Source organism: Phenylobacterium aquaticum, from assembly GCF_947378715.1.
Taxonomy (GTDB): Bacteria; Pseudomonadota; Alphaproteobacteria; order Caulobacterales; family Caulobacteraceae; genus Phenylobacterium; species Phenylobacterium aquaticum_A.
In genome coordinates, this window is record NZ_CANCLE010000047.1 from 1 (window position 1) to 25,646 (window position 25,646).

The 25,646-nt window shown below is 68.1% G+C and carries 21 protein-coding genes and 1 tRNA gene; 7 read left to right on the forward strand and 15 right to left on the reverse strand.

Translation table 11 applies throughout. From position 1 onward, the window contains the following. Positions 1-109: 109 nt before the first annotated feature. Entirely contained in the window at positions 110-1,708 is a 1,599-nt protein-coding gene (locus tag Q7P21_RS08340) for a hypothetical protein (protein ID WP_304176622.1), read from the reverse strand. Between the two features lie 4 nt (positions 1,709-1,712). Beyond that, positions 1,713-2,087 carry an HAD hydrolase family protein gene (locus Q7P21_RS08345; RefSeq protein ID WP_304171802.1) on the reverse strand — a complete coding sequence of 125 codons (375 nt, stop codon included), beginning with the start codon at positions 2,085-2,087 and terminating at the stop codon, positions 1,713-1,715. Between the two features lie 78 nt (positions 2,088-2,165). Here Q7P21_RS08345 and Q7P21_RS08350 point away from each other — a divergent pair, with 78 nt between their 5' ends. After that, positions 2,166-3,902, forward strand: coding sequence for a hypothetical protein (locus Q7P21_RS08350; protein ID WP_304176625.1), 1,737 nt, complete (start codon positions 2,166-2,168; stop codon positions 3,900-3,902). Here Q7P21_RS08350 and Q7P21_RS08355 read toward each other — a convergent pair. The 3 genes from Q7P21_RS08355 to Q7P21_RS08365 all read right to left on the reverse strand — a co-directional run bounded on the left by Q7P21_RS08355 (position 3,869) and on the right by Q7P21_RS08365 (position 11,300). Beyond that, the gene (locus tag Q7P21_RS08355) at positions 3,869-5,320 is read right to left on the reverse strand and encodes a glutamate synthase subunit beta (RefSeq protein ID WP_304176628.1); all 1,452 of its coding nucleotides are present in this window, start codon (positions 5,318-5,320) and stop codon (positions 3,869-3,871) included. The genes Q7P21_RS08350 and Q7P21_RS08355 overlap by 34 nt on opposite strands. A gap of 24 nt (positions 5,321-5,344) precedes the next feature. Further along, positions 5,345-9,991, reverse strand: a complete 4,647-nt coding sequence (gene gltB / locus Q7P21_RS08360; protein WP_304176631.1) for a glutamate synthase large subunit — start codon at positions 9,989-9,991, stop codon at positions 5,345-5,347. A gap of 163 nt (positions 9,992-10,154) precedes the next feature. Next, complete coding sequence (locus Q7P21_RS08365) at positions 10,155-11,300, reverse strand: L-lactate dehydrogenase (RefSeq protein WP_304167952.1); 1,146 nt, start codon at positions 11,298-11,300, stop codon at positions 10,155-10,157. An 81-nt stretch (positions 11,301-11,381) separates the two neighbouring features. Between Q7P21_RS08365 and nth the strand changes: the two genes are divergently transcribed. Further along, positions 11,382-12,119: an endonuclease III gene (gene nth, locus Q7P21_RS08370; protein ID WP_304167950.1), complete on the forward strand. Its 738-nt coding sequence runs from the start codon at positions 11,382-11,384 to the stop codon at positions 12,117-12,119. 83 nt (positions 12,120-12,202) lie between these two features. Further along, positions 12,203-12,529, forward strand: a complete 327-nt coding sequence (locus Q7P21_RS08375) for a hypothetical protein (RefSeq protein ID WP_304167947.1) — start codon at positions 12,203-12,205, stop codon at positions 12,527-12,529. 38 nt (positions 12,530-12,567) lie between these two features. On the opposite strand, the gene Q7P21_RS08380 is transcribed toward Q7P21_RS08375, so the two are convergent. The 3 genes from Q7P21_RS08380 to Q7P21_RS08390 form a co-directional block, all read right to left on the reverse strand. Next, entirely contained in the window at positions 12,568-13,251 is a 684-nt protein-coding gene (locus Q7P21_RS08380; RefSeq protein ID WP_304176634.1) for a cytochrome b/b6 domain-containing protein, read from the reverse strand. Positions 13,252-13,280: 29 nt separating this feature from the next. Beyond that, positions 13,281-13,766 (reverse strand): cytochrome c, encoded by a 486-nt coding sequence (locus Q7P21_RS08385; protein ID WP_304167941.1) that lies wholly within the window; start codon positions 13,764-13,766, stop codon positions 13,281-13,283. 92 nt (positions 13,767-13,858) lie between these two features. Continuing rightward, complete coding sequence (locus tag Q7P21_RS08390) at positions 13,859-15,841, reverse strand: AsmA family protein (protein ID WP_304176637.1); 1,983 nt, start codon at positions 15,839-15,841, stop codon at positions 13,859-13,861. A gap of 327 nt (positions 15,842-16,168) precedes the next feature. Here Q7P21_RS08390 and Q7P21_RS08395 point away from each other — a divergent pair, with 327 nt between their 5' ends. Beyond that, positions 16,169-16,978: a metallophosphoesterase family protein gene (locus tag Q7P21_RS08395; RefSeq protein ID WP_304167938.1), complete on the forward strand. Its 810-nt coding sequence runs from the start codon at positions 16,169-16,171 to the stop codon at positions 16,976-16,978. A gap of 115 nt (positions 16,979-17,093) precedes the next feature. On the opposite strand, the gene Q7P21_RS08400 is transcribed toward Q7P21_RS08395, so the two are convergent. The 3 genes from Q7P21_RS08400 to rlmJ all read right to left on the reverse strand — a co-directional run bounded on the left by Q7P21_RS08400 (position 17,094) and on the right by rlmJ (position 19,172). Continuing rightward, on the reverse strand, positions 17,094-17,654 hold the full coding sequence (locus tag Q7P21_RS08400; protein WP_304167959.1) for a sugar transferase: 561 nt from the start codon (positions 17,652-17,654) through the stop codon (positions 17,094-17,096). Between the two features lie 62 nt (positions 17,655-17,716). Then, on the reverse strand, positions 17,717-18,271 hold the full coding sequence (locus Q7P21_RS08405) for a hypothetical protein (RefSeq protein ID WP_304167936.1): 555 nt from the start codon (positions 18,269-18,271) through the stop codon (positions 17,717-17,719). A gap of 76 nt (positions 18,272-18,347) precedes the next feature. Beyond that, positions 18,348-19,172: a 23S rRNA (adenine(2030)-N(6))-methyltransferase RlmJ gene (gene rlmJ, locus Q7P21_RS08410; protein ID WP_304176638.1), complete on the reverse strand. Its 825-nt coding sequence runs from the start codon at positions 19,170-19,172 to the stop codon at positions 18,348-18,350. A gap of 219 nt (positions 19,173-19,391) precedes the next feature. On the opposite strand from rlmJ, the gene Q7P21_RS08415 reads away from it, so the two are divergent. Continuing rightward, positions 19,392-20,606, forward strand: a complete 1,215-nt coding sequence (locus Q7P21_RS08415) for an LLM class flavin-dependent oxidoreductase (RefSeq protein WP_304167930.1) — start codon at positions 19,392-19,394, stop codon at positions 20,604-20,606. Between the two features lie 56 nt (positions 20,607-20,662). Here the strand turns inward: Q7P21_RS08415 and Q7P21_RS08420 are convergent, their stop codons facing one another. Further along, positions 20,663-22,651: a TonB-dependent receptor gene (locus tag Q7P21_RS08420; RefSeq protein WP_304176641.1), complete on the reverse strand. Its 1,989-nt coding sequence runs from the start codon at positions 22,649-22,651 to the stop codon at positions 20,663-20,665. Positions 22,652-22,823: 172 nt separating this feature from the next. Here Q7P21_RS08420 and Q7P21_RS08425 point away from each other — a divergent pair, with 172 nt between their 5' ends. Continuing rightward, entirely contained in the window at positions 22,824-23,051 is a 228-nt protein-coding gene (locus Q7P21_RS08425) for a hypothetical protein (RefSeq protein WP_304167926.1), read from the forward strand. Here Q7P21_RS08425 and Q7P21_RS08430 read toward each other — a convergent pair. Then, the gene (locus Q7P21_RS08430; protein WP_304167923.1) at positions 23,041-23,316 is read right to left on the reverse strand and encodes a hypothetical protein; all 276 of its coding nucleotides are present in this window, start codon (positions 23,314-23,316) and stop codon (positions 23,041-23,043) included. The genes Q7P21_RS08425 and Q7P21_RS08430 overlap by 11 nt on opposite strands. A gap of 344 nt (positions 23,317-23,660) precedes the next feature. Between Q7P21_RS08430 and Q7P21_RS08435 the strand changes: the two genes are divergently transcribed. Further along, complete coding sequence (locus Q7P21_RS08435; RefSeq protein WP_304167920.1) at positions 23,661-23,942, forward strand: hypothetical protein; 282 nt, start codon at positions 23,661-23,663, stop codon at positions 23,940-23,942. A gap of 126 nt (positions 23,943-24,068) precedes the next feature. Here the strand turns inward: Q7P21_RS08435 and Q7P21_RS08440 are convergent, their stop codons facing one another. Next, positions 24,069-25,244, reverse strand: a complete 1,176-nt coding sequence (locus Q7P21_RS08440; protein ID WP_304176644.1) for an outer membrane beta-barrel protein — start codon at positions 25,242-25,244, stop codon at positions 24,069-24,071. Positions 25,245-25,502: 258 nt separating this feature from the next. After that, a tRNA-Met gene (locus tag Q7P21_RS08445) sits at positions 25,503-25,579 on the reverse strand. Positions 25,580-25,646 lie beyond the last annotated feature (67 nt).

The window sequence follows — 25,646 nt, forward strand, 5'->3', positions numbered from 1 at the left end:
CCGACCGCATGGGCGAAGACGCTCTCGCCGCCGAGCGGCAGCATGAACTTCGGGAGGGTGTAGCCGGCGTCAAAGAACCGCTGGGAGCGGCCGGCCATGGGAATGACGATCATGCCTGGTCCAGGTCCCGCCAGAGTCGCAGGGCGTTGGCGACGAAGGCCCGTTGCCGGTCCGGTCGGTCGGCGTGCAGGGGCAGCATCGACAGGAACAGGCTGACGTTCAGGGCTCGCACCGACGCCGACAGCCCGCCGACGCCGTCGACCTCCAGGTCGCCCAGGGCCGCCTCCAGCCAGGGCTGGCAGGCGATGGGCTCGAACGCCAGGCGGTAGTCGTGGCCCTCGAACTGGCAGTCATAGCGGCCGGCGATGATCTGGTCGTAGCGGCCCACCGCCGAGTGGGCGAGCTTGGCGAGGTCGTAGCGCAGGTCGCCATAGATGGTCGGCTTCTCGCCCACCAGGCCGCGAGGGTCGATGGCCTTGATCCGCCGGACCCGTGAATCATAGAGGATGTTGGAAAAGCAGAAGTCGCCATGCATCACGCTGTCGGCGCGGCCCGAGGCCAGGTCATAGGCCGGGACCAGGCGCTCGGCGATCTGGACCAGGGACGGCTGGGCCGCGCCATCCAGGCTGATCGGCCGGTCGATCGGGAAGCCGGTCTCGCGGGCGAACCGCTCCAGCCGCGCCAGGGTCTTGTCGGCGGCCAGCGCCTTCAGCGCTGCATCCCCCCGCCCGGGCCCGCGCTCGGCCGCGCAGGCGCGCAGGAAATCCTCGCAGGAGGCCAGGATGCGCAGCCAGGGCTTTCGGCCTACCGCGCCGTGCACGAACAGCTCCGACAGCACCGGCAGGAACTCGTACTCGGTCTCGTAAAAGACCTGTCCGCCCTCCCCGCCAAAGCCCAGCAAGCGGCCGCAATAGACCTGCACGGCCGGCGGCGCCTCCTGCAGCCAATGGGTCTCGGCCCAGATCTTGGCGCTGTCGGCGCTGGATTTGCGCGCGGTCAGGCCATCGATGCGCACAGTGTTGAAGGCCCGGGCTGTGGTCACCGCCAGCCGCGACTGAAAGAAGGTCTGCAGGTGGCCGAAGTCGAGCCAGCCCTCGGCTGGGACCAGACGGACCGCGTGGCCTTCCAGATAGTGGTTCACGCCCTCGATGAAGTCGCCGCGCATGCGGGTGAGCGAGCGCAGCAGATCCAGGCCCGAGGCGAAGGCGAAATAGCCCGCCGCCACCGGCCAGCCCTCATGGCCATCCTCGCCGGCGGGAGTGTTGACCAGCCGGCGGATCCGGCCGTCGGCGCCCACCTCCATCTCGGCCCAGGCGTATTCATGGGTCCGCGCGCCGCCGGCGATCAGGTCGGCCTGATCCAGCGGCGGAGAGGCGATCAAGGTGTCGCCATGCAGGATGTGGACAGGCTCATCCCCCGCGCCGATCGAGTTGAGGGCGTAGACCACCGCCTCGCCCAGCCTGAGGCCCTCGGGCGTCGGCACGATCTCGACCCCCAGCTCGGCCAGGCGGGCGAGGTCATGATCGGAGATGTCATAGGTTTCCGGCAGCACCAGGTGGAACGGCGCACCGCCCGCCAGCGCCAGGAGTTGCAGGTCATAGAGCCGCTGCACCCCGACGGGCAGCAGGCTGGGCGGCAAGGGGCCGAACTCGGCCGCCAGTTCCTGGCCGACCACCGCCCCGGACATGATCAGTCGGACGGTCGCCACGGGCTCAGGCCTCCCGCGCCAGCAGGGCGCGGATCTCGTCCAGGGTCAGGGCGACGAACTCGCTGGGCCGGACGGCCTTGTCGTCGACGTAGAAGCCCTCGGTCCCGCACCAGGGCTTGCCGACATGGATCTCGTCATAGGGCACGTCGTGGCGGGCCAGCCAGTCAAGGATGACCGGCAGGGTGTTGGCGTTGATCTTGCCGATCTGGCCGCCATAGGTGCGCATGTTGCGGGCCGAGCAGATGACGATCTCGAAGCCCTGCTCGCGATAGGCCCGCAATTGGGCGATCAGGGCGAGGTTGGGCGCCCGCTCGGCATAGGACCGGTCGGGGTCATCCAGGGCGAGGGTGCCGTCGAGATCGAAGACCAGCCGTTTCATGGGGCGAGCCTAGAACGATTCCGCGCCCGGTCCGTCGCGGCTCTAGCCACCCCAGCGCGCGGCGATCAGAATGCGCCCATGTCGCGAAATCCGCAGAATCAGCTTGGCTCGCCGTGGCGCGCGCCGGGGGTGGCCGCCGGCCTGCTGTTGGTCGCCATCATGGTCGGCCTGCACCTGCCACGCGCCTTCCTGACCCTGCCGCTCTATGCCGGCGACGAGGGCGCCTATCTGATCCGCGCGCTGTTCAGCGCCGGGCTGAAAGCCGACCCAAGCCTCTATCCGACGCTTCCCGACGTGGACAACACGGTGTTCTTCTGGATCGTGCGGCTGGTCTACGCCCTGCCTGGCCCCGGTCTGGACACCCTGCGGCTATTGGGCGGCGGCGCCTATATTGGCGGGCTCATCCTGGTCTGGCGCGGCGTCCGGCCCTACCTGCCGGAGGCCGACGCCGCCGGCGTGCTGCTGCTGGCGCTGATCTTTCCCTATTATCGCTTCGTGTTCAGCGCCCTGCCGGAGGGTTGGTATGTCGGGTTGCTGGGCCTGATCATCTGTCTGACCGCCCGCTTCTACCGCCCGCGCCCCTGGCTGCACGCCGCCAGCCTGGGCGCCCTGACCGCGGTCTTGGTGTTGATCAAGCCGCATGGCGTCGCGGTCGCCGCTGGGTTCGTCGGCCTTGTGGTGGTCGACGCCGCCCTGGACGCCCAACGTCGGCTGTTGGTGGGCGTGGGCCGGATCGCGCTGTTCGCGGCGGTCTTCCTGCTGGTCGGCCACGGCTTGCAGGCGCTGGCGGGTCACGGTGGGCCCAAGAGCCTGCTGTTCTTCGGCAACGGCTTCTATTCGACGATCCTGGGCGGCGCGGATGGTCAGGACGCCGGCCATATCGGCCAGGTGGCGTTCTTCACCATGGGCGCCGCGAGCCTGCTGCTGGCCGGGGTTCCGATCATCCTCGGCCTCGACCGCCTGGGCTACCGCTGGGGAGCGGAGGCCGGCCGCTTCCAGCTGAGGGGCCAGGACCTCGCCTTCCTGCTGACCCTGCTGGCTTTCGGGGCGACCCTGGTGATGGTCGCGATGTTCGCAGCGAAGATTTCCGGCGTCGCCGTCTCGGAATCCTTTCGGCTCTGGGGCCGCTATTTCGAGTTCTTCACACCGCTTTTGTGGCTGACCGCCTGGCCCTATGTGCGTGAGGCCGAGGCTTGGCCGGACCGCCATGTCCTGTCGGCTGGAGTGGTGCTGGCCGGCCTGGCCGGGTTGGCGGTGGCGCTCAAGTCAGGGGTGGCGCTGCTGCCCTGGGACGGCACGGCGGTCTCGGCCTTCTTCATCCCCAACTCCCCGCCCTGGCCGGAGATCACGCGCTTTCCGTTCTTCGCCCTGGCGAGCATGGCCACCCTGGGCCTCATCGTCCTGACCCTGGTCAGGGCGCGGACTCTGGCGGTATGGCAGGCCTATTTCGCCGTGCTGGGGATCCTGTCCGTGGGCCTGGATCAGGCCTGGTGGAGCAGCATCGCGATCGATCGCGACGATCTGGTCGCCGAGGCCAAGACGGCGCAGCGCCTGATCGCGCCGATCCCGGGCCCTGTCGCCGTGTTCACGGATGATCCCAATGCGGGCGCCAGCCTGTTCCTGGCTTTCGCCGCGCGGCCGCACCTGATCATGACGGCTCCCGGCGCGGGTCTGGACGCCGCGACCCTGGCGCCCTACCGCACGGCGATCGTCGAAGGCGGCGCCAAGCCGACCGACCCGGCCTGGCGTCTGGTCCAGACCGGGAAGCAGCTCAGGGTCTATCAGCGCGGCAGCTTGGACACGCCCATCAGATAGGCGTCCACCGCCTGGGCGCATTGGCGGCCCTCACGGATCGCCCAGACCACCAGGGACTGGCCGCGCCGCATGTCGCCGCAGGCGAAGATGTTCGGCGTTGAGGTCTTATAGTCGGTGACCGGCGCCTTGACCGCGCTGCGGGCATCGAACTCCACCTCGGCCTGTTCGGTGAAGGCGTTGTGGCGCGGACCCAGGAAGCCCATGGCCAGCAGCACCATGTCGGCCTGCAGGGTGAATTCGCTGCCGGCGATTTCCTGCATGGTCTGGCGACCGTCAGGACCGGCGACCCATTCCAGACGCACGCATTCCAGCGCCACGATCTTGCCGTCCTTGCCGATCGCCCGCTTGGTGGCGACGGCGAAGTCGCGCTCGCAGCCCTCCTCCTGGCTGGACGAGGTGCGCAGGCGCAGCGGCCAATCCGGCCAGGTCATCGACTTGTTCTCGAGCACCGGCGGCTGGGGCATGATCTCCAGCTGGGTGACCGAGAGCGCGCCGTGGCGGTTCGAGGTGCCGATGCAGTCGGAGCCGGTGTCGCCGCCGCCGATCACCACCACATGCTTGCCCTTGGCCGACAGCGTGCCGGACGGTGCGGCGCGTGCCTCGTCGTCGCCGGCGTTGCGCTTGTTCTGCTGGGTCAGGAAGTCCATGGCGAAATGGATGCCGTCCAGCGCGCGGCCTTCGATCTCCAGGTCGCGCGGGTTCTCGGCCCCGCCGGCCATCACCAGCACGTCATAGTCGTCGAGCAGGCGCTGCACCGAGACCGTGACGCCGATCTCCATATTGGTGCGGAAGATCACGCCCTCAGCCTCCATCTGGGCGACGCGGCGGTCGATCAGATGCTTTTCCATCTTGAAGTCGGGAATGCCGTAGCGCATCAGCCCGCCGATCCGGTCGTTCTTCTCGAACACCGAGGGGGCGTGGCCTGCGCGGGCCAGCTGCTGGGCGCAGGCCAGGCCGGCGGGGCCGGAGCCCACCACCGCGACCCGCTTGCCGGTGCCGCGCGGCGACATCTGCGGCGTGATCCAGCCCTCTTCCCAGCCCTTGTCGACGATCTGGCACTCAATCGTCTTGATGGTCACCGGGGTGTCGATGATGTTCAGCGTGCAGGCCGCCTCGCAGGGCGCGGGGCAGATGCGGCCGGTGAACTCCGGGAAGTTGTTGGTCGACTGGAGGTTCTCCAGCGCCGTCTTCCACTGCTCGCGATAGACCAGATTGTTGAAGTCGGGGATCTGGTTATTGACCGGACAGCCATTGTGGCAGAACGGAATCCCGCAATCCATGCAGCGGGCCGCCTGCTTGTTGATGGCCTCAGCCGGCAGCGGGTGGACGAATTCCTTCCAGGTCTTCAGGCGTTCCGCCGGCTTGTCGTAGCCGCGGTCCTGCCGTTCGATTTCCAGGAAGCCAGTGGGCTTGCCCATGACGATACTCCGTTCCTGAAATGCTTATTCGGCGGCGACGGCGGCGGCCGCCTTGCGCGCGGCGGCCATGTCGATGAGGGCGCGCCGATAGTCCTTCGGCATCACCTTCACGAACTGGCCGAGCGAGACGTCCCAGCTGTCCAGGATCATCTTGGCCCGCGCGCTGCCGGTGTGCAGCAGGTGCCGCTCCACCAGGATCTTCAGCCGCTCGGCGTCGAACCGCAGGGGATCGCCCATACCGGCGTTGTCCACTGAGGGCGAGCGACGGACCGGATGGTCGCTCTCGTCCTCGGTGTTGGCCGCCTCGGCCGGCTGGATCTTCTCCAGGTCGACCATGGCGGTGTTGCACAGGGGCGCGAACTTGCCCTTCGGATCGTAGACATAGGCGACGCCGCCCGACATGCCGGCCGCGAAATTGCGGCCCGTGTCGCCCAGCACCACCACCACGCCGCCGGTCATATATTCGCAGCCGTGGTCGCCCAGGCCCTCGACCACCGTCAGGGCGCCGGAATTGCGCACGGCGAAGCGTTCGCCAGCCACGCCCTCGAAATAGGCCTCGCCGGCGATGGCGCCATAGAGCACCGTATTGCCGACGATGATGTTCTCGGTCGGATCGCGATTGGCCTCCGGAGGCTGGCGCACCACCACCCGGCCGCCCGAAAGGCCCTTGCCGACATAGTCGTTGCCGTCGCCGATCAGTTCGAGCGAGACGCCACGGGCCGCGAAGGCGCCGAAGCTCTGGCCCGCCTGGCCCTTGAAGGTCAGGGAGATGGTGTCCTCGGGCAAACCGGCATGGCCGTGGGCGCGAGCCACCTCGCCGGACAGCATGGCGCCCACCGTGCGGTTGACGTTCTTGATGGCGTATTCGCTGCGCATCGGACCCTTGCCGGCGATCGCGTCCGTAGCGTCGGCGATCAGCTGGTTGTCGAGCGCCTTTTCCAGGCCGTGGTTCTGGTGCTCGTGGTTGCGCAGGGCGTCCGGGTCATTGACCGGCACCGCGTACAGGATCCTCGACAGATCGACGCCGCCCGCCTTCCAGTGATCGATGGCCGGCTGCATGTCGAGACGGTCCACCCGGCCGGTCATCTCGGCGACCGTGCGGAAGCCCAGCTGGGCCATGATCTCGCGCAGTTCCTCGGCGACGAAGAAGAAGTAGTTGATCACGTGCTCGGGCTGGCCGGTGAAGCGCGCGCGCAGCACCGGGTCCTGGGTCGCCACCCCCACCGGGCACGTGTTCAGGTGGCACTTGCGCATCATGATGCAGCCGGACGCGATCAGCGGGGCGGTGGCGAAGCCGAACTCGTCGGCCCCCAGCAGGGCGGCGACGGCCACGTCACGACCGGTGCGCAGGCCACCGTCGGCCTGGACCGCGATGCGGGTGCGCAGGCCGTTGAGCAGCAGGGTCTGCTGGGTCTCGGCCAGGCCGATCTCCCAGGGCGAGCCGGCATGGGTCAGCGAGGTGAGCGGCGAGGCGCCGGTGCCGCCCTCGAAGCCGGAGATGGTCACATGGTCGGCGCGCGCCTTGGCGACGCCGGCGGCGACCGTGCCCACGCCCACCTCCGACACCAGCTTCACGGAGATGCGGGCGCGGGGATTGACGTTCTTCAGGTCGTGGATCAGCTGGGCCAGATCCTCGATCGAATAGATGTCGTGGTGCGGCGGCGGGCTGATCAGGCCCACGCCCGGCGTCGAGTGACGGACGCGGGCGATATTGGCGTCGACCTTGTGGCCGGGCAGCTGGCCGCCCTCGCCGGGCTTGGCGCCCTGGGCCATCTTGATCTGGATGTCGTCGGCGTTGACCAGGTACTCGGCGGTCACCCCAAAGCGGCCGGACGCCACCTGCTTGATGGCCGAGCGCATGGAATCGCCGTTGGGCAGAGGCTTGAAGCGGTCGGACTCTTCCCCGCCCTCCCCGGTGTTCGACTTGCCGCCGATCCGGTTCATGGCGATGGCCAGGTTGGTGTGAGCCTCGCGGCTGATCGAGCCAAAGCTCATGGCCCCGGTGGCGAAGCGCTTGACGATCTCGCTGGCCGGTTCGACCTCGGCCAGCGGCACGGCGGTCTCGGCCGGCTTGAAGCGCATCAGGCCACGGATGGTCAGCAGGCGCTCGGACTGTTCATTGATGCCGGCGGCGAAGGCCTTGTACTCGTCGGGCAGGTTGCCGCGCACGGCGTGCTGCAGGCGGCCGACCGTCTCAGGCGTCCAGGCATGGGCCTCGCCGCGCAGGCGGAAGGCATAGGCGCCGCCGACGTCCAGCATGTTGGCGTAGATCGGATTGTCGCCATAGGCGTCGCGATGCCGGCGCACGCATTCCTCGGCCACCTGGTGCAGGCCGATGCCCTCGATGGTGGTCGCGGTGCCGGTGAAATACTGCTCGATCAGTTCCGACGACAGGCCGACCCCGTCAAAGATCTGGGCGCCGCAATAGGACTGGTAGGTCGAGATGCCCATCTTGGACATGACCTTCAGCACGCCCTTGCCGACCGCCTTGATGTAGTTCTTGCGAACCTCATAGGCCGACTGGGTCCAGCCATTGTTGGCCCGCAGCGCTTCCAGGGTCTCGAAGGCCAGATAGGGGTTCACGGCCTCGGCGCCATAGCCGGCCAGGACGCAGAAGTGATGCACTTCGCGCGCTTCGCCGGTCTCGATGACCAGGCCGGTCTGCATGCGCAGGCCCTGGCGGATCAGGTGGTGGTGCACGGCCGCGGTGGCCAGAGCCGCCGGGATCGGGATGCGGTCCGGCGAGGCCTCCCGATCCGACAGGATCAGGATGTTCATGTCGGCCAGCACCGCGTCGGTGGCCTGGCGGCAGAGATGATCCAGCGCCCACTCCAGGCCGGCCGGCCCCTCGGCCGCCGCCCAGGTGGCGTCCAGCGTGGCTGTGCGGAAGGCGCCGTCGAGCAGCTCATTGATCGAGCGGATCTTGGCCAGGTCCTCATTGGTGAGGATCGGCTGGGAGACTTCCAGGCGCTTGTGGGCGCCGGCCTGACGGCCCAGCAGGTTCGGACGCGGGCCAATCATCGAGACCAGGCTCATGACCAGCTCTTCCCGGATCGGATCGATCGGCGGGTTGGTGACCTGGGCGAAGTTCTGCTTGAAATAGTCGTAGAGCAGCTTGGGCCGCTTGGAGAGCACGGCGATCGGCACGTCGCCGCCCATCGAGCCAATCGGGTCCTCGCCCTGCTGGCCCATGGGCTCGAGGAAGAACTGCAGGTCCTCCTGGGTGTAGCCAAAGGCCTGCTGGCGATCGAGCAGGACGGCGGGATCGTTGGAGGCCGGCGGCACGTCGCCGGTCACATTGGCCAGGTCCTCGAGCTTGAACTGGGTGTTGGCCAGCCACTCCTCATAGGGCTCGGCCTCGGACAGGGAGCGCTTGATCTCCTCGTCCTCGATGATGCGGCCCTCTTCCATGTCGATGAGCAGCATCTTGCCCGGCTGCAGCCGCCACTTGCGCACCACCCGCTCCTCCGGAACGGTCAGCACGCCGACCTCCGAGGCCATGATCACATGGTCCTGGTCGGTGATGACGAAGCGGGCCGGACGCAGGCCGTTGCGGTCGAGGGTCGCGCCGATCTGGCGGCCATCGGTGAAGGCCACGGCGGCGGGGCCGTCCCACGGCTCCATCAGGGCGGCGTGGTATTCGTAGAAAGCCTTGCGCTTGGGATCCATCAGCGGATTGCCGGCCCAGGCTTCCGGGATCAGCATCATCACGGCGTGGGCCAGGGGATAGCCGCCGGCCAGCAAGAGCTCCAGCGCATTGTCCAGGCAAGCGGTGTCCGACTGGCCATGCGGGATCAGCGGCCACATCTTGTTGAGGTCGGGGCCGAGGAGATCGCTCTCCAAGGTGCGCCGACGCGCGTTCATCCAGTTCACATTGCCACGCACGGTGTTGATCTCGCCGTTGTGCGCGATGAACCGATAGGGGTGGGCCAGCTTCCAGGACGGGAAGGTGTTGGTCGAGAACCGCTGGTGGACCAGGGCCAGGGCCGATTCCGTGATCGGGTTGATGAGGTCCTCGTAGAAGGTCCCCACCTGATCGGCGAGCAGCAGGCCCTTATAGACCACCGTCCGGGTCGAGAAGGACGGCAGATAGAGCTGGGTCAGGCCCGGCAGGTTCTTCTTGATGGCCAGCTCGGCCAGCGGATTCTGCAGCTGCTTGCGGATCGTCAGCAGCTTCCGCTCGAAGTGGTCCTGATCCTTGATGTTGGGACCACGGCCGACGATGGCCTGGCGGATCACCGGCATCTCGGCCAGGACGGCGGCCCCGAGGCCTTCGGTATTCACCGGCACGTCGCGCCAGGCGATGAAGCGCTGACCCTCGACCTTCAGGAAGTGCTCGAACTGCTGGATGGCGACGCTGCGGGTCGCCTCGTCCTGCGGCAGGAAGCACATGGCCACGGCATAGTGGCCGGGCTCGGGCAGATCGACGCCGGTCTTGCCGGCCCAGTCGCGCAGCAGGGCGTCGGGAATCTGAATCAGAATCCCCGCGCCGTCGCCCACCAGGGGGTCCGCGCCGACCGCGCCGCGATGGTCGAGATTGATCAGGATCTCCAGACCGCAGGCCACGACCTCATGCGATTTGCGGCCCTTGATATTGGCCACAAACCCCACGCCGCACGCGTCATGCTCGTTGCGCGGGTCGTACAGACCTTGCCGTTCCGGAGCACCCATCCACGTCCCTCGCTTCGTCTCGTTCACTATGGCCTCGGCGCGGAAATCAGGCACGCCGAAACGCGGCCGAAAACCCGGCCGTCATAAGCCCGTCGGAGCGCGCCATTAGCGGCAAGATCGACCCTTGTCGATGGGTCTGAAGCTGCGGATTTGAAAAGTTTTTCTACAACCCGGCGTCCAGCAGGGCCTTGTCGGCCCGCCGCACGTCGTTACAGCCGGTCAGGATCATCGCCGTGACCAGCTCATTCTTCAGCGTGCCCAGCATCCTGGAGATCATTTTCTCGCCCCCGGCGCCCAGGGCGTAGGCCCAGGGACGGCCGACGAAGCAGGCCCGCGCCCCCAGGGCCAGGGCCTTGAGCACGTCCAGGCCCGAGCGGACCCCGCCGTCCAGGAACACTTCCAGGTCATCGCCGACGGCGTCAGCGATCCTCGGCAGGGCGGCGATCGAGGATTTCACCCCGTCCAGCTGGCGGCCGCCGTGGTTGGAGACGATCAGCCCTTGCGCGCCGGCCTTGACGGCGTCGCGGGCGTCCTCGGGATCCAGAACCCCCTTGATGATGATCGGCCCGTCCCAGATCTCGCGGACGAAATCGAGGTCGGCCCAGGTGACCGAACGGTCGAAGTTGCGGGCGATCCAGCTGAGGAAGTCATTGACCCGCCGCCCGCCCTGCACCGCGTCCTGGACATTGCCGAGCGTGTGCGGCTGGCCGTTCACATAGACGTCCCAGAACCACTCCAGGTGCGTCGCCCCCTGCCAGCCGGTGTTGAGCGCGCCCGACAGGCCGGTCGCCCCGGTGAAGCCGGAGCGTACATCGCGATAACGTGACCCCGGCAGCGGCAGGTCGACGGTGAAGACCAGCACCGGACAGCCCGCCGCCTTGGCCCGCTCCAACAACGACCGCATATAGCCGCGATCCTTCAGCATATAGAGCTGGAACCAAGGGGCGGTCCCGGTGGCCGCCACTTCCTCCACCGAACAGACCCCGACGGTGGAGAGGCAGAAGGGGATGCCGGCCTGGGCGGCGGCCCGCGCCGCCTGGGTCTCGCCGCGCCGGGCGTACATGCCAGCCATGCCCACCGGCGACAGGCCCAGCGGCATGGCGAGCGTCTGGCCGACCGCCTGGACCGAGGTGTTGATGCTGGTCATGTCGCGCATGACCCGTTGGCGGAGCGCAATGGCCTCCAGGTCCTCGACGTTCCGCTTCAACGTCACCTCGGCATAGGAGCCGCCGTCGATATATTCGAAGAACATCGGCGGCAGCCGTCGGCGCGCCAGCTCGCGATAGTCCGAAACCGACACCGGCGGCATGACGTCTCTCCCCTGTTGCCCCCTGGGTAAGGCAGCGAAGGGGGATTTACAAATGTTCTACTTTTGTTCTAGCGTGGCCAGATGCAGACCCGATTGGCCTTTCCCTCCGACCTGCCCCCCGTACGCGAGCGCCTGCGCGAGGTGTTCGGTCCCCAGAAACCCGGCCAGCGGCTGGATCCGGTGTCCGAGTTGATCAAGGCCATGCTGTCGGTGCGCACCTATGACGAGGTGACCTGGTCAGCCTTCGTGCGGTTGCGCGCCGCCTATCCGGACTGGAAGGCGCTGGCCTGCGCCGAGCCCTGGCAGATCGCGCCGATGATTGATCCGGTGACCTTCTCCGAGCAGAAGGCGCGGCAATTGCCGACCCTGATCCGGGTGATCCTGATCCAGGCCGGCGAGATGAGCCTCGACTTCCTGGGCGAGATGCCGGCCGACGAGGCCATGGCCTGGCTGACCCGCCTGCCAGGCGTGGGGGTCAAGGTGGCGGCGGCGACCCTGAACTTCTCGACCCTGGCCGGTCGCGCCCTGGTGGTCGACACCCACACGCACCGGGTGGCGCGCCGCCTGGGCCTGACGGCGCGCAATGGCGACGCGCTGGAGGCCCAGGCCAGCCTCAGCGCCATGGTTCCGGCCGACTGGTCCTCCGAGGACCTGTTCGAGCTGCATTGGCTGATGAAGCCGCATGGCCAGTCGATCTGCACCCACTTCGATCCGGCCTGTGACCTGTGCGCCCTGCGCGACGCCTGCCCCAGGGTCGGGGTGGCCCAGGACCAGGAACGCAGCGTCACGCCTTTCACGCCGACGCGAGTCCCGCGCTGAATCGCGCGCGGAACCGTTGGAGCCGGACGCGTCCCGCGCTAGGTTCGCCCCGCTGCCGCTGATGCGGATTCGAGGAGCTTTCTATGACCGACGGGACTGCACGACCCTGGGCCCTGATGCGCCACCACGCCGGCTGGGCTGATGTCTTCCTGATCGAGAAGGAATCCGCCGACTCCATCACCGGCGTCTATCCCGACCGCGAGAGCGTCGGCCCGCCGGTGAACTATTCGGTGCGCGCCATCCTCGCCCGTTTCGAGACCCTGGAAGGCGCCCGCGCCGCCCGCGAGGGCGCGGTGCTGGAATGGCGCAAGCACGACGCCGCCGTCCGCGACGCCGAGGCCGCTCTGCGCGACGCCGAGAAGGCCCGTGAGGACGCCTGGCTGAACTGCCTGCGCGGCGCGGCGGGCTGAGACCAGACGCGGCGACGTCAGCGTCGCCGCGATCCGCCCTATTTGAACTTGAAGTGGAAGCCCTTGGCGACCGCATAGGCGAAGGCGGCGGCGACCACCGCCCCCACGACCAGCCGCCAGAGCGGCGCGGCCTTCAGGGGTTCGACCGCCGTGGCGAACACCCGCCGACCGGTGACCATGGCGCCGACCAGGTTCTCGCCCTTCCAGAACCGGTAGTAGGCGATGGCCAGCAGGTGCAGGCCGATCAGGCCCTGCAGCGCCCGAAAGCTCAGCTCGTGGCCCTCGGCGAAGGCTCGCCCCGTGTCGAAGTCGACGAGGTCGGAGAACGGTCCGGACTCGATCCCGTCAATATCCACGGCGAACAGGCCCAGCCCGGCCTGCACCGCCATCACCACCAGCATGGCCACCACGCTCCAGGCGCCCAGCGGGTTGTGACCGGCGGTCTCCCCCGGCTCGCGTGACCTCAGGGTCTTCAGATAGGCGACGGTCGCGCCTGGCCCCTTGAGAAAGCTGGCGAAACGGGCGGTCGACCCGCCCGCAACACCCCACCACAGCCGGAACACCAAGAGCCCGATCACCGCATAGCCGGACAGCCGATGGACCTCCATCTGCTTTCCCGCCGTCAGCCAGGCGACGACGATCAGGATCGCCATCGACCAGTGGAACAGCCGCGTGGGGCCATCCCAGAGCCGCGTCGAGGCGGTCGGTTCCGTGGTGCTCATGGTCTTGCGGTCCGTCTAAGGCTTGGGGGTCAGTGCTGTTCCGGACCGCGGAACTTGGTGTGGCAGCCGCCGCATGCGCCGCCCGTGGCCTTGGCCTGGGCCTTGATCGCCTCGATGTCGCCGCCCTTGGCGACGGTCTCCAGCTTGGCCGACTCGACCTCGAGATTGTGCACGGCGGTGGCGAAGCCGGCGCTGTCGGACCAGATCTCGGCCTTGGCGCGGGTCTTCTGGCCGCTCTCCGGGCCGGAGCCGGCCGGGAACCACTTGTGGACCTGATGGGCGACCTGGCTGACCGTCTTGGCCTGGGCCGCCAGCATCTTGGCGTCGGGCGCGTCAGCCTTGAGCCCGTCATTGAGGGTCTTGAAGGCCGAGCCCATCTTCTTGAAGCCGTCGATCCGGCTGGCGATCACCTTGCCCGCGTCCACCGCCGCCAGGGCCACGCCGCTGCTCGCCGTCACGGCCAGCACCACGCCGACAACCAGGCCAATGGGACGCTTGCGGGCGGATAGGGTCATGGTCTTGGCTCCTGGGGAATCTGGCGGTCTTGAGGTTGCGACATTGGCGCGGCCCCCGCCCGGGCGTCAATCGCCGGCGGGCGGACGCCCGCCTATCGGACCGGGGCGCCCCGCCCCTGGGCTTCGGCGATCAGGGCGCCACAGGCGGCGTCCTTGGCCAGGCCTGGGTCCAGGAAGGGCAGAACGGCCGCCAGGGGGGTGGCGACGGCGGCCAGCAGCACAGATATCCCGCCCTGGGCCACGACCTTGCCGGTCTCGACCCCGATCTTGGGCGAGAGAATCGAGCCACGCACGGTGATCGGCGCCAGGGCCCGGACCAGCCGCGGCTGCTTGGAGCGGCCCTGGATCCGAAAGTCAATCCGCTCGCGATCGAGGTCGATGCGGCCTGATCCGGTCGCCAGGACCGGCCCGGTGTCGAAGACGATCTGGTTGGCGCTCAGCTGGCCGTTCACCGCCCTGAAGTCGGCCACCGCGCAGCGGATCGGAACCACGCCCTGATCCTTGGACCACAACAGCCCCAGCCCCCTGGTGACATTGACGCCCAGCAGTTCGGCGAAGGCCTCCCGGATCTCGCCGCCCGGACTGACCACCAGGATTTCGCCATGGGCGTGGGCGGCGGCGCGGTGGACGGAATCGCCCTCCCCGCTCAGCCGCACCCGGCTCAGCACGGCGCCGGTCAAGGGCCTGCCCTGGATGGGGATCAACTGTTCAAGACGCGCACCGGTCAGCCGCAGATCGACCGTGGTCACCGGGACGGCGCCCCGGGCGTCGAGCTGGGCGCTGCCCGCCACCCGGCCCTGGGCCAGCTGCAGGCTGAGGGGGTCGACATTCAGGAGGCCGCGATCCAGCCCGATCCGCACTGCGCCGCTGCGCAGGGGCAGGTTCGGCGCATGGATGCTGTCGGCGCGGAACGTCACCTCGGCGTCCAGGGAGCGAATCTTCTCCACATTCAGCGTGGTGTCGGGCAGGAGCCGCCGCTCGGCCGCCATGCGACGCCCGACCGCCGCCTGGGCGGCCGACACCGTCTCGCCCCGCCCCCGGGCCGGCGCGCCGCCGAACAGGGTGGCGAGGTCGTCGAAGTCGAGGCTGCGGGACACCAGGTCGGCCTTCAGCAGCGGTCGCGCCCGACCGGTCTCCACCGACAACTGGCCCGCCAGATCGCTGTCGCCCACCCGTCCCGCCAAGCCCGTGATCGCATAGAGCCGATCCCGGCGCTCCAGATGGCCGGTCAGCCGATAGGGCGGCGTATTGGGCAGGGCGACCCGGGTCAGGTCATAGAGATCGGCCAGGTCCGGACCCTGCGCCGACAGGTCCAGGCTGAAGCGGGCCATGTCGAAGGGCTTTGGCACGACGCCCAGGGCGTCCACCTGGGTCGCGCCGGCGCGGACATGGGCCTCGAAGGGATAGGGATGATCGGCGCTGACATTGAGCAGCGGGCCACCGGTGAGCGCCAGGTGAAAGGGTTCGCCGTTCAATCGCCCATCGCCGGCCATCTCAAACCGGCGGTTCGGCTCGCCAGGCCGCTCGGCGGCCGAGATCGCGCCGTCGAACCGGAGGTGGCGCGCCGCGTCGACGATCTGGAGCCGCCCGTCGCTGATCTGGAAATGGCGGATGGGCGGCATGCGGAACGGGCGCTTCGGCGCGACGCCGCCGGAGAAATCCCAGGTCGCCCGGCCCAGGGCGTCCCGACGCAGGCGGATGACCGGCTGGTCCGCCTCCAGCCGCAGCAGCACGATCTGGCCCCGCAGCAGGGACAGGAGCTCGATCTGGACGGTCAGGCGCTGGACGGTGGCGGTCTGATCAGGTCCGGCCCAGGCCGGGTCGCCGATCCGGATGTTCTCGGCGGTCGCCCAGGGCTTCAGCGACCAGAGATGAACCCGCAGGGGGCCGTCGAGCACGACGGTGCGGTGAAGCCGTGCGGAGGCGAAGCCGCCAATGGGCCCCCGTGCAAGATTCCAGTCGACCAGAGCCAAGCCCAGCAGCGCCAGGGCGACCACTGCCGCGAGGCAGCCCGCCGTCCAGGTCAGAATTCGGTCGGCCCGCGCCTGGCCCGGCCAGAGGTTACAGAGGCGCACGGCGGCGCTTCGGCCAACCCGGACCAACCGGGCGCGCGATAGAAGCGGTTCTGACGACAAGCGGCGGTCTCCGCGCGGGCTAGGCATGGGACGCGCCCGCACGGGTGCGCCGAGGGGACGCCCACCTCCGGTTGGCAGGGCGCTTGCAGCGCGCTCGGGACTTTTCTCTCCCTGACACGGCCGATGTGATGCAACGCAGAGCAGGGTCAGGGCGTTCCGCCTCCATCGAACGTCCAACTGCCAATAAAGCGGGCGTTCATCGAAGGTGGGGCATTGTTGACTAAGACCGTCGGCGCTAATGTTGCACCGCACATTCGAGGCTCGTTCGTGTTCTCCTTCTTTAAACGCACCAAGGCCGCGCCGACCGCCCCGACCACCGAGGGTCGGCTGATCTATGCGATTGGCGATGTGCACGGGCGGATCGACGCCCTCGAGGTGCTGCTGCGGACGATCGTGCAGGATGCGCGCGCGACAGCGCCTGCGGCGCGCCCCTTGCTGATCTTTCTAGGGGACTATGTCGACCGTGGCCCCGCCTCCAAAGAGGTGGTCAGCCTGATCATCGCGCTTGGGAAGGAAGCCTCCCTTGAGGTCCGCGCCCTGAAGGGCAACCACGAGGAAGCGCTACTCCAATTCCTGGATGAGCCGGAATTTGGCTCAACCTGGGCCGAATATGGCGGCATCACCACCTTGGCCTCCTATGGCGTGACGCCGCCGACCGGCCGCACGGATCCCGAGGCCTGGGCCGTGGCGTCGCAAGCCCTGGCCAAGGCCATGCCGCGCGATCACCTGGCTTTCTATAACGAGCTCGAACTGATGGCTGTGGTTGGCGACTACGCCTTCGTGCACGCGGGCGTTCGTCCCGGCGTCTCGCTCGCGCACCAGTCCGCCCATGACCTGATGTGGATCCGTCAGGAATTCCTGTCTTCGCCGGGTCGGTTCGAAAAGATCATTGTTCACGGCCACACGCCGATGGAAGAGCCCCAGATGACCAAGGCGCGGATCGGGGTCGATACGGGTGTCTATGCCACGGGCATCCTGACCGCTGTCCGGCTGGATGATCGCGGTGCGACCTTCCTGCAGGCCAAGGTTGGCTATGCCCCGGCCACGAACCCCGTCGCTGCGACCCAGGCCGCCTAGAGCCCTTCCCGGTCTGGTTGGGTCAACGAGACGGGAACAGAAGAGCTCTAAGTCAAAAAATTAGAGCATTTCTTGACCCGAAAAGTGCCTCACACGTTTCGAGAAATGCTCTGGCCTAGTGGCGCACGCCGCGTCCGCTCAGGGCCATGCGTGCAGTCCGCAGAATAATTCCCAGGTCCATGAGCAGCGAGCTTTGCGCCAGATATTCGGCGTCCAGCCGCGCCTTGTCGGGGATCGGCAACTCATCGCGGCCGTTGATCTGCGCCCAGCCGGTAAGGCCTGGGCGCAGGCGATGCACCCCCGCCTCCGTGCGCAGCCGCACCAGATCATCCTGATTGAACAGGGCGGGCCTTGGCCCGACCAGGCTCATGTCTCCGACCAGAACGCTCCACAACTGAGGCAGTTCGTCCAGGCTGGACCGGCGCAGGAACCGGCCAAGCGGGGTGATCCAGTTCTCTGGCTCCGCCAGCAGATGGGTGGCCACATTGGGCGCGCCCAGCCGCATGCTGCGGAATTTCGGCATCTTGAAGATGAGGTTGTCGCGCCCGACCCGTCGCGACCAATGCAGGGCAGGTCCGGGGGATTCCAGGCGTACAGCCACCGCCAGGGCCAACAACAACGGCGACAACACCGCCAGGCCGAGGGCCGATCCGGTAATGTCCAAGGCCCGCTTCAGCAAAACATCCTCCCGCCGCGCGACGCGGCGGGATCAGACGTAATGCACGGGCGCTCCAGAGGCTACGGTTTGGTGGACTTCGCCGACCTGGTCTTGGTCGCCTTCGTCCTGGCCGACGGGGCCGCCGTGCGCGGCGCCGATGACGCCTTGGCCGACGCGGCCTTGGGCTTGGCTATCGGCGCGACCGCTGGCGCTTCCATGGCCACCTCGACGGGCGCGACGTCCAAACCGGGCTCGGGTTCGGGCACGGGTTCCGCCACGGCTTCAGGCTCGGCGGCTGTTTCGAGCACGGGCTCGATCACGGGTTCGGCGATGGCTTCGGCGACCGCCTCGACCGCGGGCTCGATCACCGGCTCAGGCGCGACCTCGACAACCGGCTCGGCCACCGCCTCGATCAAGGCGGCTTCCAGGGCGATCGGCGTTTGCGGTTCGGCCGGCGCCGTCAGCACGGCCTCAAGATTGGTCACCGTCCGCCAGCGGCTGAGCCACCAATAGGCGACCCCGGCCGAGGCCGCGCCGGCGAACATCAGCCACAGGGGTGAGGCCGCGCCGATGGGCAGGGCCAGGGCCTTGGCCGCATCGGCCGGATCAAGGGATTTCTCAAGCGGACTGGTCATCGCGGACGCCTCCGGTCAGGGGGAATTGTGCGATGCAACATAACACAGCCCCGGCCTTCGCAACTGCAAAAAGACGTTACCCCGCCGACCAAACCCGCGCCTGCCCGTTTTCGCCCAAGGTGGCGGTGATCCAGCCGCAGATGCGCTCCAGGGCCGGTTCGACGCCGGGCGGGGCCTTGGCCAGCACCAGGGCGCAGCCGTTCATCTTCAAGGGGTCAGCGAGCGGGCGCATCCGGGCCTCGGCGACGGTCAGGGTCCCGGCGCCCGCCTCCTCCGCCTCGCGCAGGAAGCTGTCGAAGGTCTCCAGGTCCTTGAGCGGCGTCCAGACCAGCACCACGGCCTCGCGATTGCGGCGGGCGACAGCCGCCAGGGTCTCGATGATCTGCTCGTAGTCGTCGGCCCGCTCGAAGGGCGGATCGATCAGGATCAGGGCGCGGCCCCGGGCCGGAACCTGCTCGGCGGCGGCCCTGTAGCCGTCGGCGCAGACCGCGCGGACGCCAGCCCTCCCCTTGAGGGCGGCCTGCAAGGCCTTGTGCTCCTCGTCGCGCAGTTCGCAGGCCAGATAACTGTCGCCGGCTCGCAAAGCCTCCGCGATCAGCCAGGGTGATCCCGGATAGCGGCGGGTCACGCCGCCCCCGTTCAGCTGGCTCACCGCCGCGCGCAAAGGCGCCAAATCGGCCGGCAGGTCCTGGGCCTGCATCAACCGCCCGATCCCGGCCGCCGCTTCGCCGGAGCGCTGGGCCTCCGCACCGCCAAGATCATAGAGCCCGCGCCCGGCGTGGGTGTCGATCACGGTCAGGGGCGCCGGATCGGCCATCAGCCGGGCGAGCAGATCCAGCAGGGCCGCATGCTTCACCAGATCGGCGAAGTTCCCGGCGTGGAAGGCGTGTCGGTAGTTCAAGCGGTTCCAGGTCCCCGGACGTCGCGGCGATGATTGGCGTTCGTGACACGAACCGATCGATTTCCAAAGGCTTGGAATGACGTGGCGTGAGGCGGCGTAGGAGTCTCTCCGATATCCAAACCCGCCAGGCGCTGGACCTTCGAACACACGGTATGCGGGGCTAGCCAGCCCTGGGTTATCAGCGCTAAGTTGCGGTCAACAAGATCAGGGGAGGCCAGTGTGCCCGGGACTAAACTGCGTTTTGGCGCCTTCATCGCGCCCTTCCATCCCATCGACGAGAACCCGACGCTCGCCATTCACCGCGATCTCGAGCTGGTCGAGTGGCTGGACAAGCTGGGTTATGAAGAGGCCTGGATCGGCGAGCACCACTCCGGCGCCTATGAGCTGATCGCCAGCCCCGAAGTGTTCATCGCCGCCGCCGCCGAGCGCACCAAGCACATCCGGCTCGGCACCGGGGTCTCGTCCCTGCCCTATCACCACCCGCTGATGCTGGCCGATCGCATCAACCAGCTGGACCACATGACCCGCGGCCGGGTGATGTTCGGGGTGGGCCCCGGCGCCCTGGTCTCCGACGCCTTCATGATGGGCATTCCGGCCTCCAAGCAGCGCGACCGCATGGACGAGGCGCTCGACGTCCTGGTCAAGCTGCTCAATGGCGAGGTCGTCACCCACAAGTCCGACTGGTTCGAGCTCTCAGAAGCCCGCCTCCAGATGACGCCCTATTCGCGGCCCAGCGTCGAGATCGCGGTGGCCAGCCAGGTCTCGCCCACCGGCGCGCGCGCGGCGGGCAAGCATGGGGCGAGCCTGCTCTCGCTCGGCGCCACCTCGACCGCCGGCTTCAATGCGCTGGCCTCCAACTGGGCGATCGCCGAGGGCCAGGCCACACAGTACGGCAAGACCATGGATCGCGCTGGCTGGCGGCTGGTTGGTCCCATGCACATCGCCGAGACCCGCGAACAGGCCCGGGCCGACGTGCGCTTCGGCCTGGAGAAATGGGCCTATTACTTCAGCGAGATCGCCAATCTGCCGGTCATTCCCGTGGGTGACGGCGATCCCATCGACCGGATGATCGATTCCGGCATGGCCGTGATCGGCACGCCCGATGACGCGGCGGCGCGGATTCAGCAGTTGCTGGACGAAAGCGGCGGCTTCGGCGCCTTCCTGTTCATGGCCCACAACTGGGCCGACTTCGCCACGACCAAGAAGTCCTACGAGCTGTTCGCCCGCTATGTGGCGCCCAGGTTCCAGGGCCTGAACGAGAACCGCCAGACCTCCATGGACTGGGTGCGCTCGAACAAGGCCGAGTTCACGGGCCAGATGCAGGCCGCCGTCGGCGCCCGCATCGTCCAGCACATGATGGAAAAGGGCACGGAGAACATCCGTCCCGAGTTGGTGGAACTGATCACCGGCCAGGCCCCCAAGCCGGCCGAATAGGTCCGGGTCGAAAGCGCCGCCGACCCTCCCTTGAGGCTCGGCGGCGTCGATTTGCTCTAACGCCTCAGCGAAAATCCCACCCGGAAGGTCTGGGGCGCGGCGAAGCTCTCTACGCCGTCCCCGGTCTCGCCGGTCTCGATGCGGGCGTCGGTCAGGTTTTCGGCGGCCAGATAGATCTCCGCCCCCTTGCCCACACTCCAGGCGGCCCGGGCGTCCAGGCTGACGGCCGGCGCCAGCCTGCGGCTGTTCAGGTCGTCCTCGAACCGCTCGCTCTCGAACCGGGTCTCGGCCGACAGGGTCAGCCGCTCCCCCACCCGCCAGTCGCCGCCGGCCGTGACGGTGACCTCGGGGGTCTGGGCCGGGCGTTTGCCGGTCAACTGCGGCGCCTGGGATCCGCCATCCACCCGGGCATGGGCCGCCGACAGGGCGCCGTGCAGCGAGACCGCGCCGAAGTCGCGGGACATGTCGGCCTCCAGGCCCCAGGCGTCGATCTGACCGGCGTTGCGGCGCTGGCGAAGAGTGCCGCCGGCGGGGACGAACCCCGCCACCGGGAAGGTCGCCGGGCCCACGCCCACCGTCACATTGGTGATCGGGTCGACCAGGCGGTTGAAGAACAGGGTCGCGGTCCAGCGCACGGCCGACGCGCCGCCCATCCCCGCCTCCACGCCATAGAGCGTCTCGGGCTTCAGGCCGGGATTGGCTTCAGTGACATCATTGCCGACCCGGAACGGGCGGTGCAGTTCGTTGAGGGTGGGCGCACGAAACCCGGCATAGGTCGCGCCGCGCACCCAAAGGGCGTCGCTCAGGGTCAGCCGCGCGCCGAACCGCGCGGTCGGCAGCACGCCGGACTGATCGGCGGCGCTGGAACTCAGGGTCTGGAGCCCAGTGGCGAGGTCGCGCTCGCGGCGGATGGCGTCGCTCTGACGCCAGGCGTCGACCCGCGCGCCGCCCGTCAGGATCAGGTCACCGCTGTCACGCACGACTTCGCCATAGATCCCGCCCACCGCCGTCCGGCCCCCGGACTCGCGGCCGCGGGTGAAGGCGCCGCCCTGATAGCGGAACCGCTCTTCAGCCTTGCCCTCGGCGAAGCGCGCGTCGGCCCCAAGCTCCCAGGACCACAGCTCGCCCCGCCCCTGCCAGCCGGCATTCAGCCCCCAGCCGACGGCCGGCGTGGAATATTGATCACTGGCCGGGGTGGTCGCCACCCGCTTGGCGGCCACGGCGACGGAAGAGTTGGCCAGGTCGCTGGTGCGCAGCCAGGCCTGCATGCGCCAGCCGCCGCCGCCCGCCACCTGGGCCAAGGACAGGGTCGCCGAGCCGCCGCTGGCGGTCGAGCGCGCGCCTGCCAGGCCCGCGCCCCGCCGTTCCTGGAACCCGCCCAGGCGGACGGCCGCATCTATTCCGGCAAGCGTTCCCTGCAGTCGCGCCGCCGCCGTGACGCTGTCGAGGCTGGTCGGTCGATCGGCCGCGCCACGTGAGGCGCCCCGCACCGGGACAAAGCCGTCGCTGCTCTCGGCCGCGGCGCTGATCAACAGGCCTGGGGTTCCGAAGGCGGCGGCCGCGCGGCCCTCGCCCCGCTGCCCCAGGGCCACGTCCAGGGCGCGCAGCCCGTCGCCGGTCGGTCGCTCCTCAAGCGCGACGACGCCGGTCAGGGCCCCCGCACCATAGGGCCCTGCCCCGGCGCCGCGCACGATGGTGGCGCTGGCCAAGCCCTCCGGCGGCAGAGCCGACCAGATCACCCAGCCGCCGAACGGGTCATTGACCGGTGCGCCGTCCAGAGTGACCAGGGCGCGCCCGGCGCCGGACGGGGCGATCCCGCGCAGGGACAGACCCTGGATGGTCGGATTGGCCGCGTCGCTGCCCGAGCGGCGAAACAGCGAAACCCCCGGCGCGCGCTTCAGGGCGGCGTCGAGCCGGGGCGCGGTCTTCAACGCCTCGGCGTCGAGCTGTTGCACGGCGAACACCGCCTCCCCGCCCAGCGGCGGCAGCCGCGGCGGGTGGACGATGATGGCTTCGATTTCGGGAGGCGGAGGCGGTAGGGGCATGAGCCGAGATTTGCCGCGAAACGGGGCGCGAGGCGACCCTATTCCGCGCGCGCAGCGACAGATCGTCAAACGCCGAAGGTTCCCGCTGGGTCAGTCATAAAACCGTGGCTGGACTTGGCGGGGCCTCGGTCGCACATCGCGGCGCAGGGGGATCGGCCAAGGAGACCAAGCCATGCAGGATCTTTCGCTCCCGCCTTCCATTACCGTCGGCCCCACGAGCCTGGGGGTCTCAGTGCTCACCGAGCATGGGGTGACGGTGCAAGTCAGCTTGCCCCGCCCGCGTGGCCTTCACGACCTGCCGGCCAGCGAGGTGGCGGCGCGCGCGCTCAGACTGGCCTATGTGGCCCTGATGGACGCCGCCCGAACCATGCCGGGCGAGTCCCTTGTCGTCACGGATTGACGTTCAGCTTGATCTTGATGCGGCCGGGATTGGACGCGGCCAAAGTCTGGGGCACCTGGATGTCGGCGGCCAGGCGCAGAGCCTTGGCGGCGCGGACGTCGGTGGTCGGGTCGGCGTCGACAACCCGGCAATCGGTGAGGCTTTGGCCCGAGATCTGGCAATCAAGCACGAAGGCGCTGGCCGGAACGACCTCCGCCGCAGTGGTCTGCGCAGGCGCGCTGGGGGCGGAGAAGGCGGTGGTGAGTGCGAGTACCAGAAGCGACATTTGCCCTCGGCGGTTTACGAAGGTTAATCAAAAGTAAAGACGAACCGAAGGCAAGTGTTTCATTCCGGCCGTCCCGACTCACGGTCCCGCAATCGCCGTGCCGCCTGCGACGGCCTGCTACAGACCTAACTGAACGTTGATCAGTTGATGGGCGCCCGGAGGCCTGATCGCCCGGGATTGTTGCAATGCGGCGCAAACCTACCGCACCGCAACATAGCCCTTGAGCCGGCGGGCGACCTCCCCCAGAACGGGGACAGGCGAAGCGGACGCACACGGATGCGCACCGCCGCCGGAGGAGCGTCGGGAGGTGGTTGAACCCCAACCCCTTTCCGGGAGTAAAACTTATGATGCGTACTGTGACCCTGGCGGCTGTCGCCGCTCTCGCCCTGGCCTCGAGCGCGAACGCTCAAGAGGTTCGGATTTCCCTGGCCGGCAAGTCGGCCGCCCAGATCCACTCCGACATCGTGTCGGCGGCGCGCAATGTCTGCCACAAGGCGACCGCCACCGAGAGCCTGATGCTGGACGCCTATACGCGCTGCATGTCCGGCACCGTGAAGGCCGCCGTGGCCCAGTTGGGCGACCCGCAAGTCGCCGAGCTCGAGCAGGTGCGTCTGGCCCAGCGCTAGAGCACTTCCCGAAAGGTGTGTCGCACTTTTCGGATCCAGAAATGCTCCATCTCTTTGATGTTGCGTCTTCCGAACACCTGAACGAACAGCGCCTCCCAGCCTTGCGGCTGGGAGGCGTCTTCGCATTTAGAACTTCGCTGTCAGACGGGCGGAGAACAGGTTGTTGTCGTAGCCGGCCGACTTGACGGCGCCGGACGAGTCTTCCTTGGAATAGTCATAGGCGACCGAAACGGCGAGGCCCTTGGTGATCGCGATCGAGGTCGAGAGGCCCAGGCCCGTCACATTGTCCGAGCGATCGACGCCCTGGTGGTCGTCCCACTCATAGCTGACATAGGCCGCCACCCCGACCTTGTCGGTCACCTGCCGCGACAGGTTCGCGCCGACGCTGGAGGCGATATAGACCGGCGAATTGGGAACCACGGTCTCCTGCAACGAGCGCGACGCGCTCAAGCCCACCTGGGTGTCGCTGTCGGGGGTCCAGTTCAGATTGGCCGACAGGGAGACATCGGTCACGTCCGAGAACTTGACCTCGTCGAAGCTGCGGGTGGTGTAGCCGATGCTGGCCGAACCGTTGACCGTCTTGGAGAAGGTCTGGGAAACGCCGGCGCTCAGGGTGTAGCCCTTGGAATCGCGGTTGTGCCGGGCGACCGGTGCGGTCAGGTCGTAGTTCAGCTGGGTGAAGTCGGCGCTCAGCGAATAGCTGGTGTTCGAACCCCAGCTATAGGCGACATGCTCGTCCATCACCTTGTGGTCGCGGTCGTCCTGCAGGATCACCGCGCCCGTCTTGGAGCGCACATTCTGATAGTTGAGATTGGTGTAGCGCAGGCCGCCCGAGAGCGTACCGCCCGCGACATCGGTTCCCAGCGACCCGCCATAGGTGTCGACCTTGAATTCGGTGCGCTTGGTGGCGTCGCGGCGGGCGTTCTTGGCGCGGCGGCTTTCGGTGTTCAGCGCGTGGCTGGCGTCAGCGTCGACGGTCAGGCCATTGGCCTTGGCGTGGTAGGCGGCGCCGAAGCCGTAGTCCGCCGTGTCTTCCGTCGAGTTGGACGAGTAGCGCGAGAAGTCGCCATCCAGATAGGCCGAGATCTTGGCGTTCTCCAGCTCATGGCTCAGATCCACCCGGGGCGAGAAGCCGAGCACCGTGTCGCTGGTCTGCTTGGTGGCGACCGCGAAGATGTTGTCATTGGTCTGAGCGGAGGCCGTGGCCGAGACGGAGACTTTCCAGTCCTGATCGGCCGCATGGGCCGCGAGCGGCAGGATGGCGGCCAAGCTCATGGCCGCGGAGAACAGATAGGCGCGCATATGGGAGTTTCCCCTCTTGATAACCTGGCGTCTTAAGACGCTTCGTGAGGGGCGCAGGGTTGGGCCAAGCTGGGCCGTAAATGAAGGCGCAGACTCCCCGGACCGGGGCGCTAAGCCCAGGATGGGGCAGAACTTTTCCGGATGTGGCGGAAAAGTCGAACGCCGTTACGCCACCCTGGACGCATCCGTATCAAGAGGATTGCGGCGTTCCGGACAACGAAACGCCCCAGGGCCTGAGCCTTGGGGCGCTGAGATATCTGGGTGCGGGGACAGGATTTGAACCTGTGACCTTCAGGTTATGAGCCTGACGAGCTACCGGGCTGCTCCACCCCGCGTCAGGGTGTTGATCGTGCTTGAAGGGTTTTGACCTTGCTGCTTGGGGCAGCTTGTTTTGCATCCGTT

Coding starts and splice junctions, on each gene's coding strand:
- Q7P21_RS08350 (WP_304176625.1), top strand. CDS start 2,166: ATGTCGCGAAATCCGCAGAATCAGCTTGGCTCGCCGTGGCGCGCGCCG.
- Q7P21_RS08405 (WP_304167936.1), bottom strand. CDS start 18,271: ATGACCAGTCCGCTTGAGAAATCCCTTGATCCGGCCGATGCGGCCAAG.
- Q7P21_RS08430 (WP_304167923.1), bottom strand. CDS start 23,316: ATGTCGCTTCTGGTACTCGCACTCACCACCGCCTTCTCCGCCCCCAGC.
- gltB (WP_304176631.1), bottom strand. CDS start 9,991: ATGGGTGCTCCGGAACGGCAAGGTCTGTACGACCCGCGCAACGAGCAT.
- Q7P21_RS08380 (WP_304176634.1), bottom strand. CDS start 13,251: ATGAGCACCACGGAACCGACCGCCTCGACGCGGCTCTGGGATGGCCCC.
- Q7P21_RS08420 (WP_304176641.1), bottom strand. CDS start 22,651: ATGCCCCTACCGCCTCCGCCTCCCGAAATCGAAGCCATCATCGTCCAC.
- Q7P21_RS08425 (WP_304167926.1), top strand. CDS start 22,824: ATGCAGGATCTTTCGCTCCCGCCTTCCATTACCGTCGGCCCCACGAGC.
- Q7P21_RS08435 (WP_304167920.1), top strand. CDS start 23,661: ATGATGCGTACTGTGACCCTGGCGGCTGTCGCCGCTCTCGCCCTGGCC.
- nth (WP_304167950.1), top strand. CDS start 11,382: ATGCAGACCCGATTGGCCTTTCCCTCCGACCTGCCCCCCGTACGCGAG.
- Q7P21_RS08345 (WP_304171802.1), bottom strand. CDS start 2,087: ATGAAACGGCTGGTCTTCGATCTCGACGGCACCCTCGCCCTGGATGAC.
- Q7P21_RS08355 (WP_304176628.1), bottom strand. CDS start 5,320: ATGGGCAAGCCCACTGGCTTCCTGGAAATCGAACGGCAGGACCGCGGC.
- Q7P21_RS08440 (WP_304176644.1), bottom strand. CDS start 25,244: ATGCGCGCCTATCTGTTCTCCGCGGCCATGAGCTTGGCCGCCATCCTG.
- Q7P21_RS08365 (WP_304167952.1), bottom strand. CDS start 11,300: ATGCCGCCGGTGTCGGTTTCGGACTATCGCGAGCTGGCGCGCCGACGG.
- Q7P21_RS08385 (WP_304167941.1), bottom strand. CDS start 13,766: ATGACCCTATCCGCCCGCAAGCGTCCCATTGGCCTGGTTGTCGGCGTG.
- Q7P21_RS08375 (WP_304167947.1), top strand. CDS start 12,203: ATGACCGACGGGACTGCACGACCCTGGGCCCTGATGCGCCACCACGCC.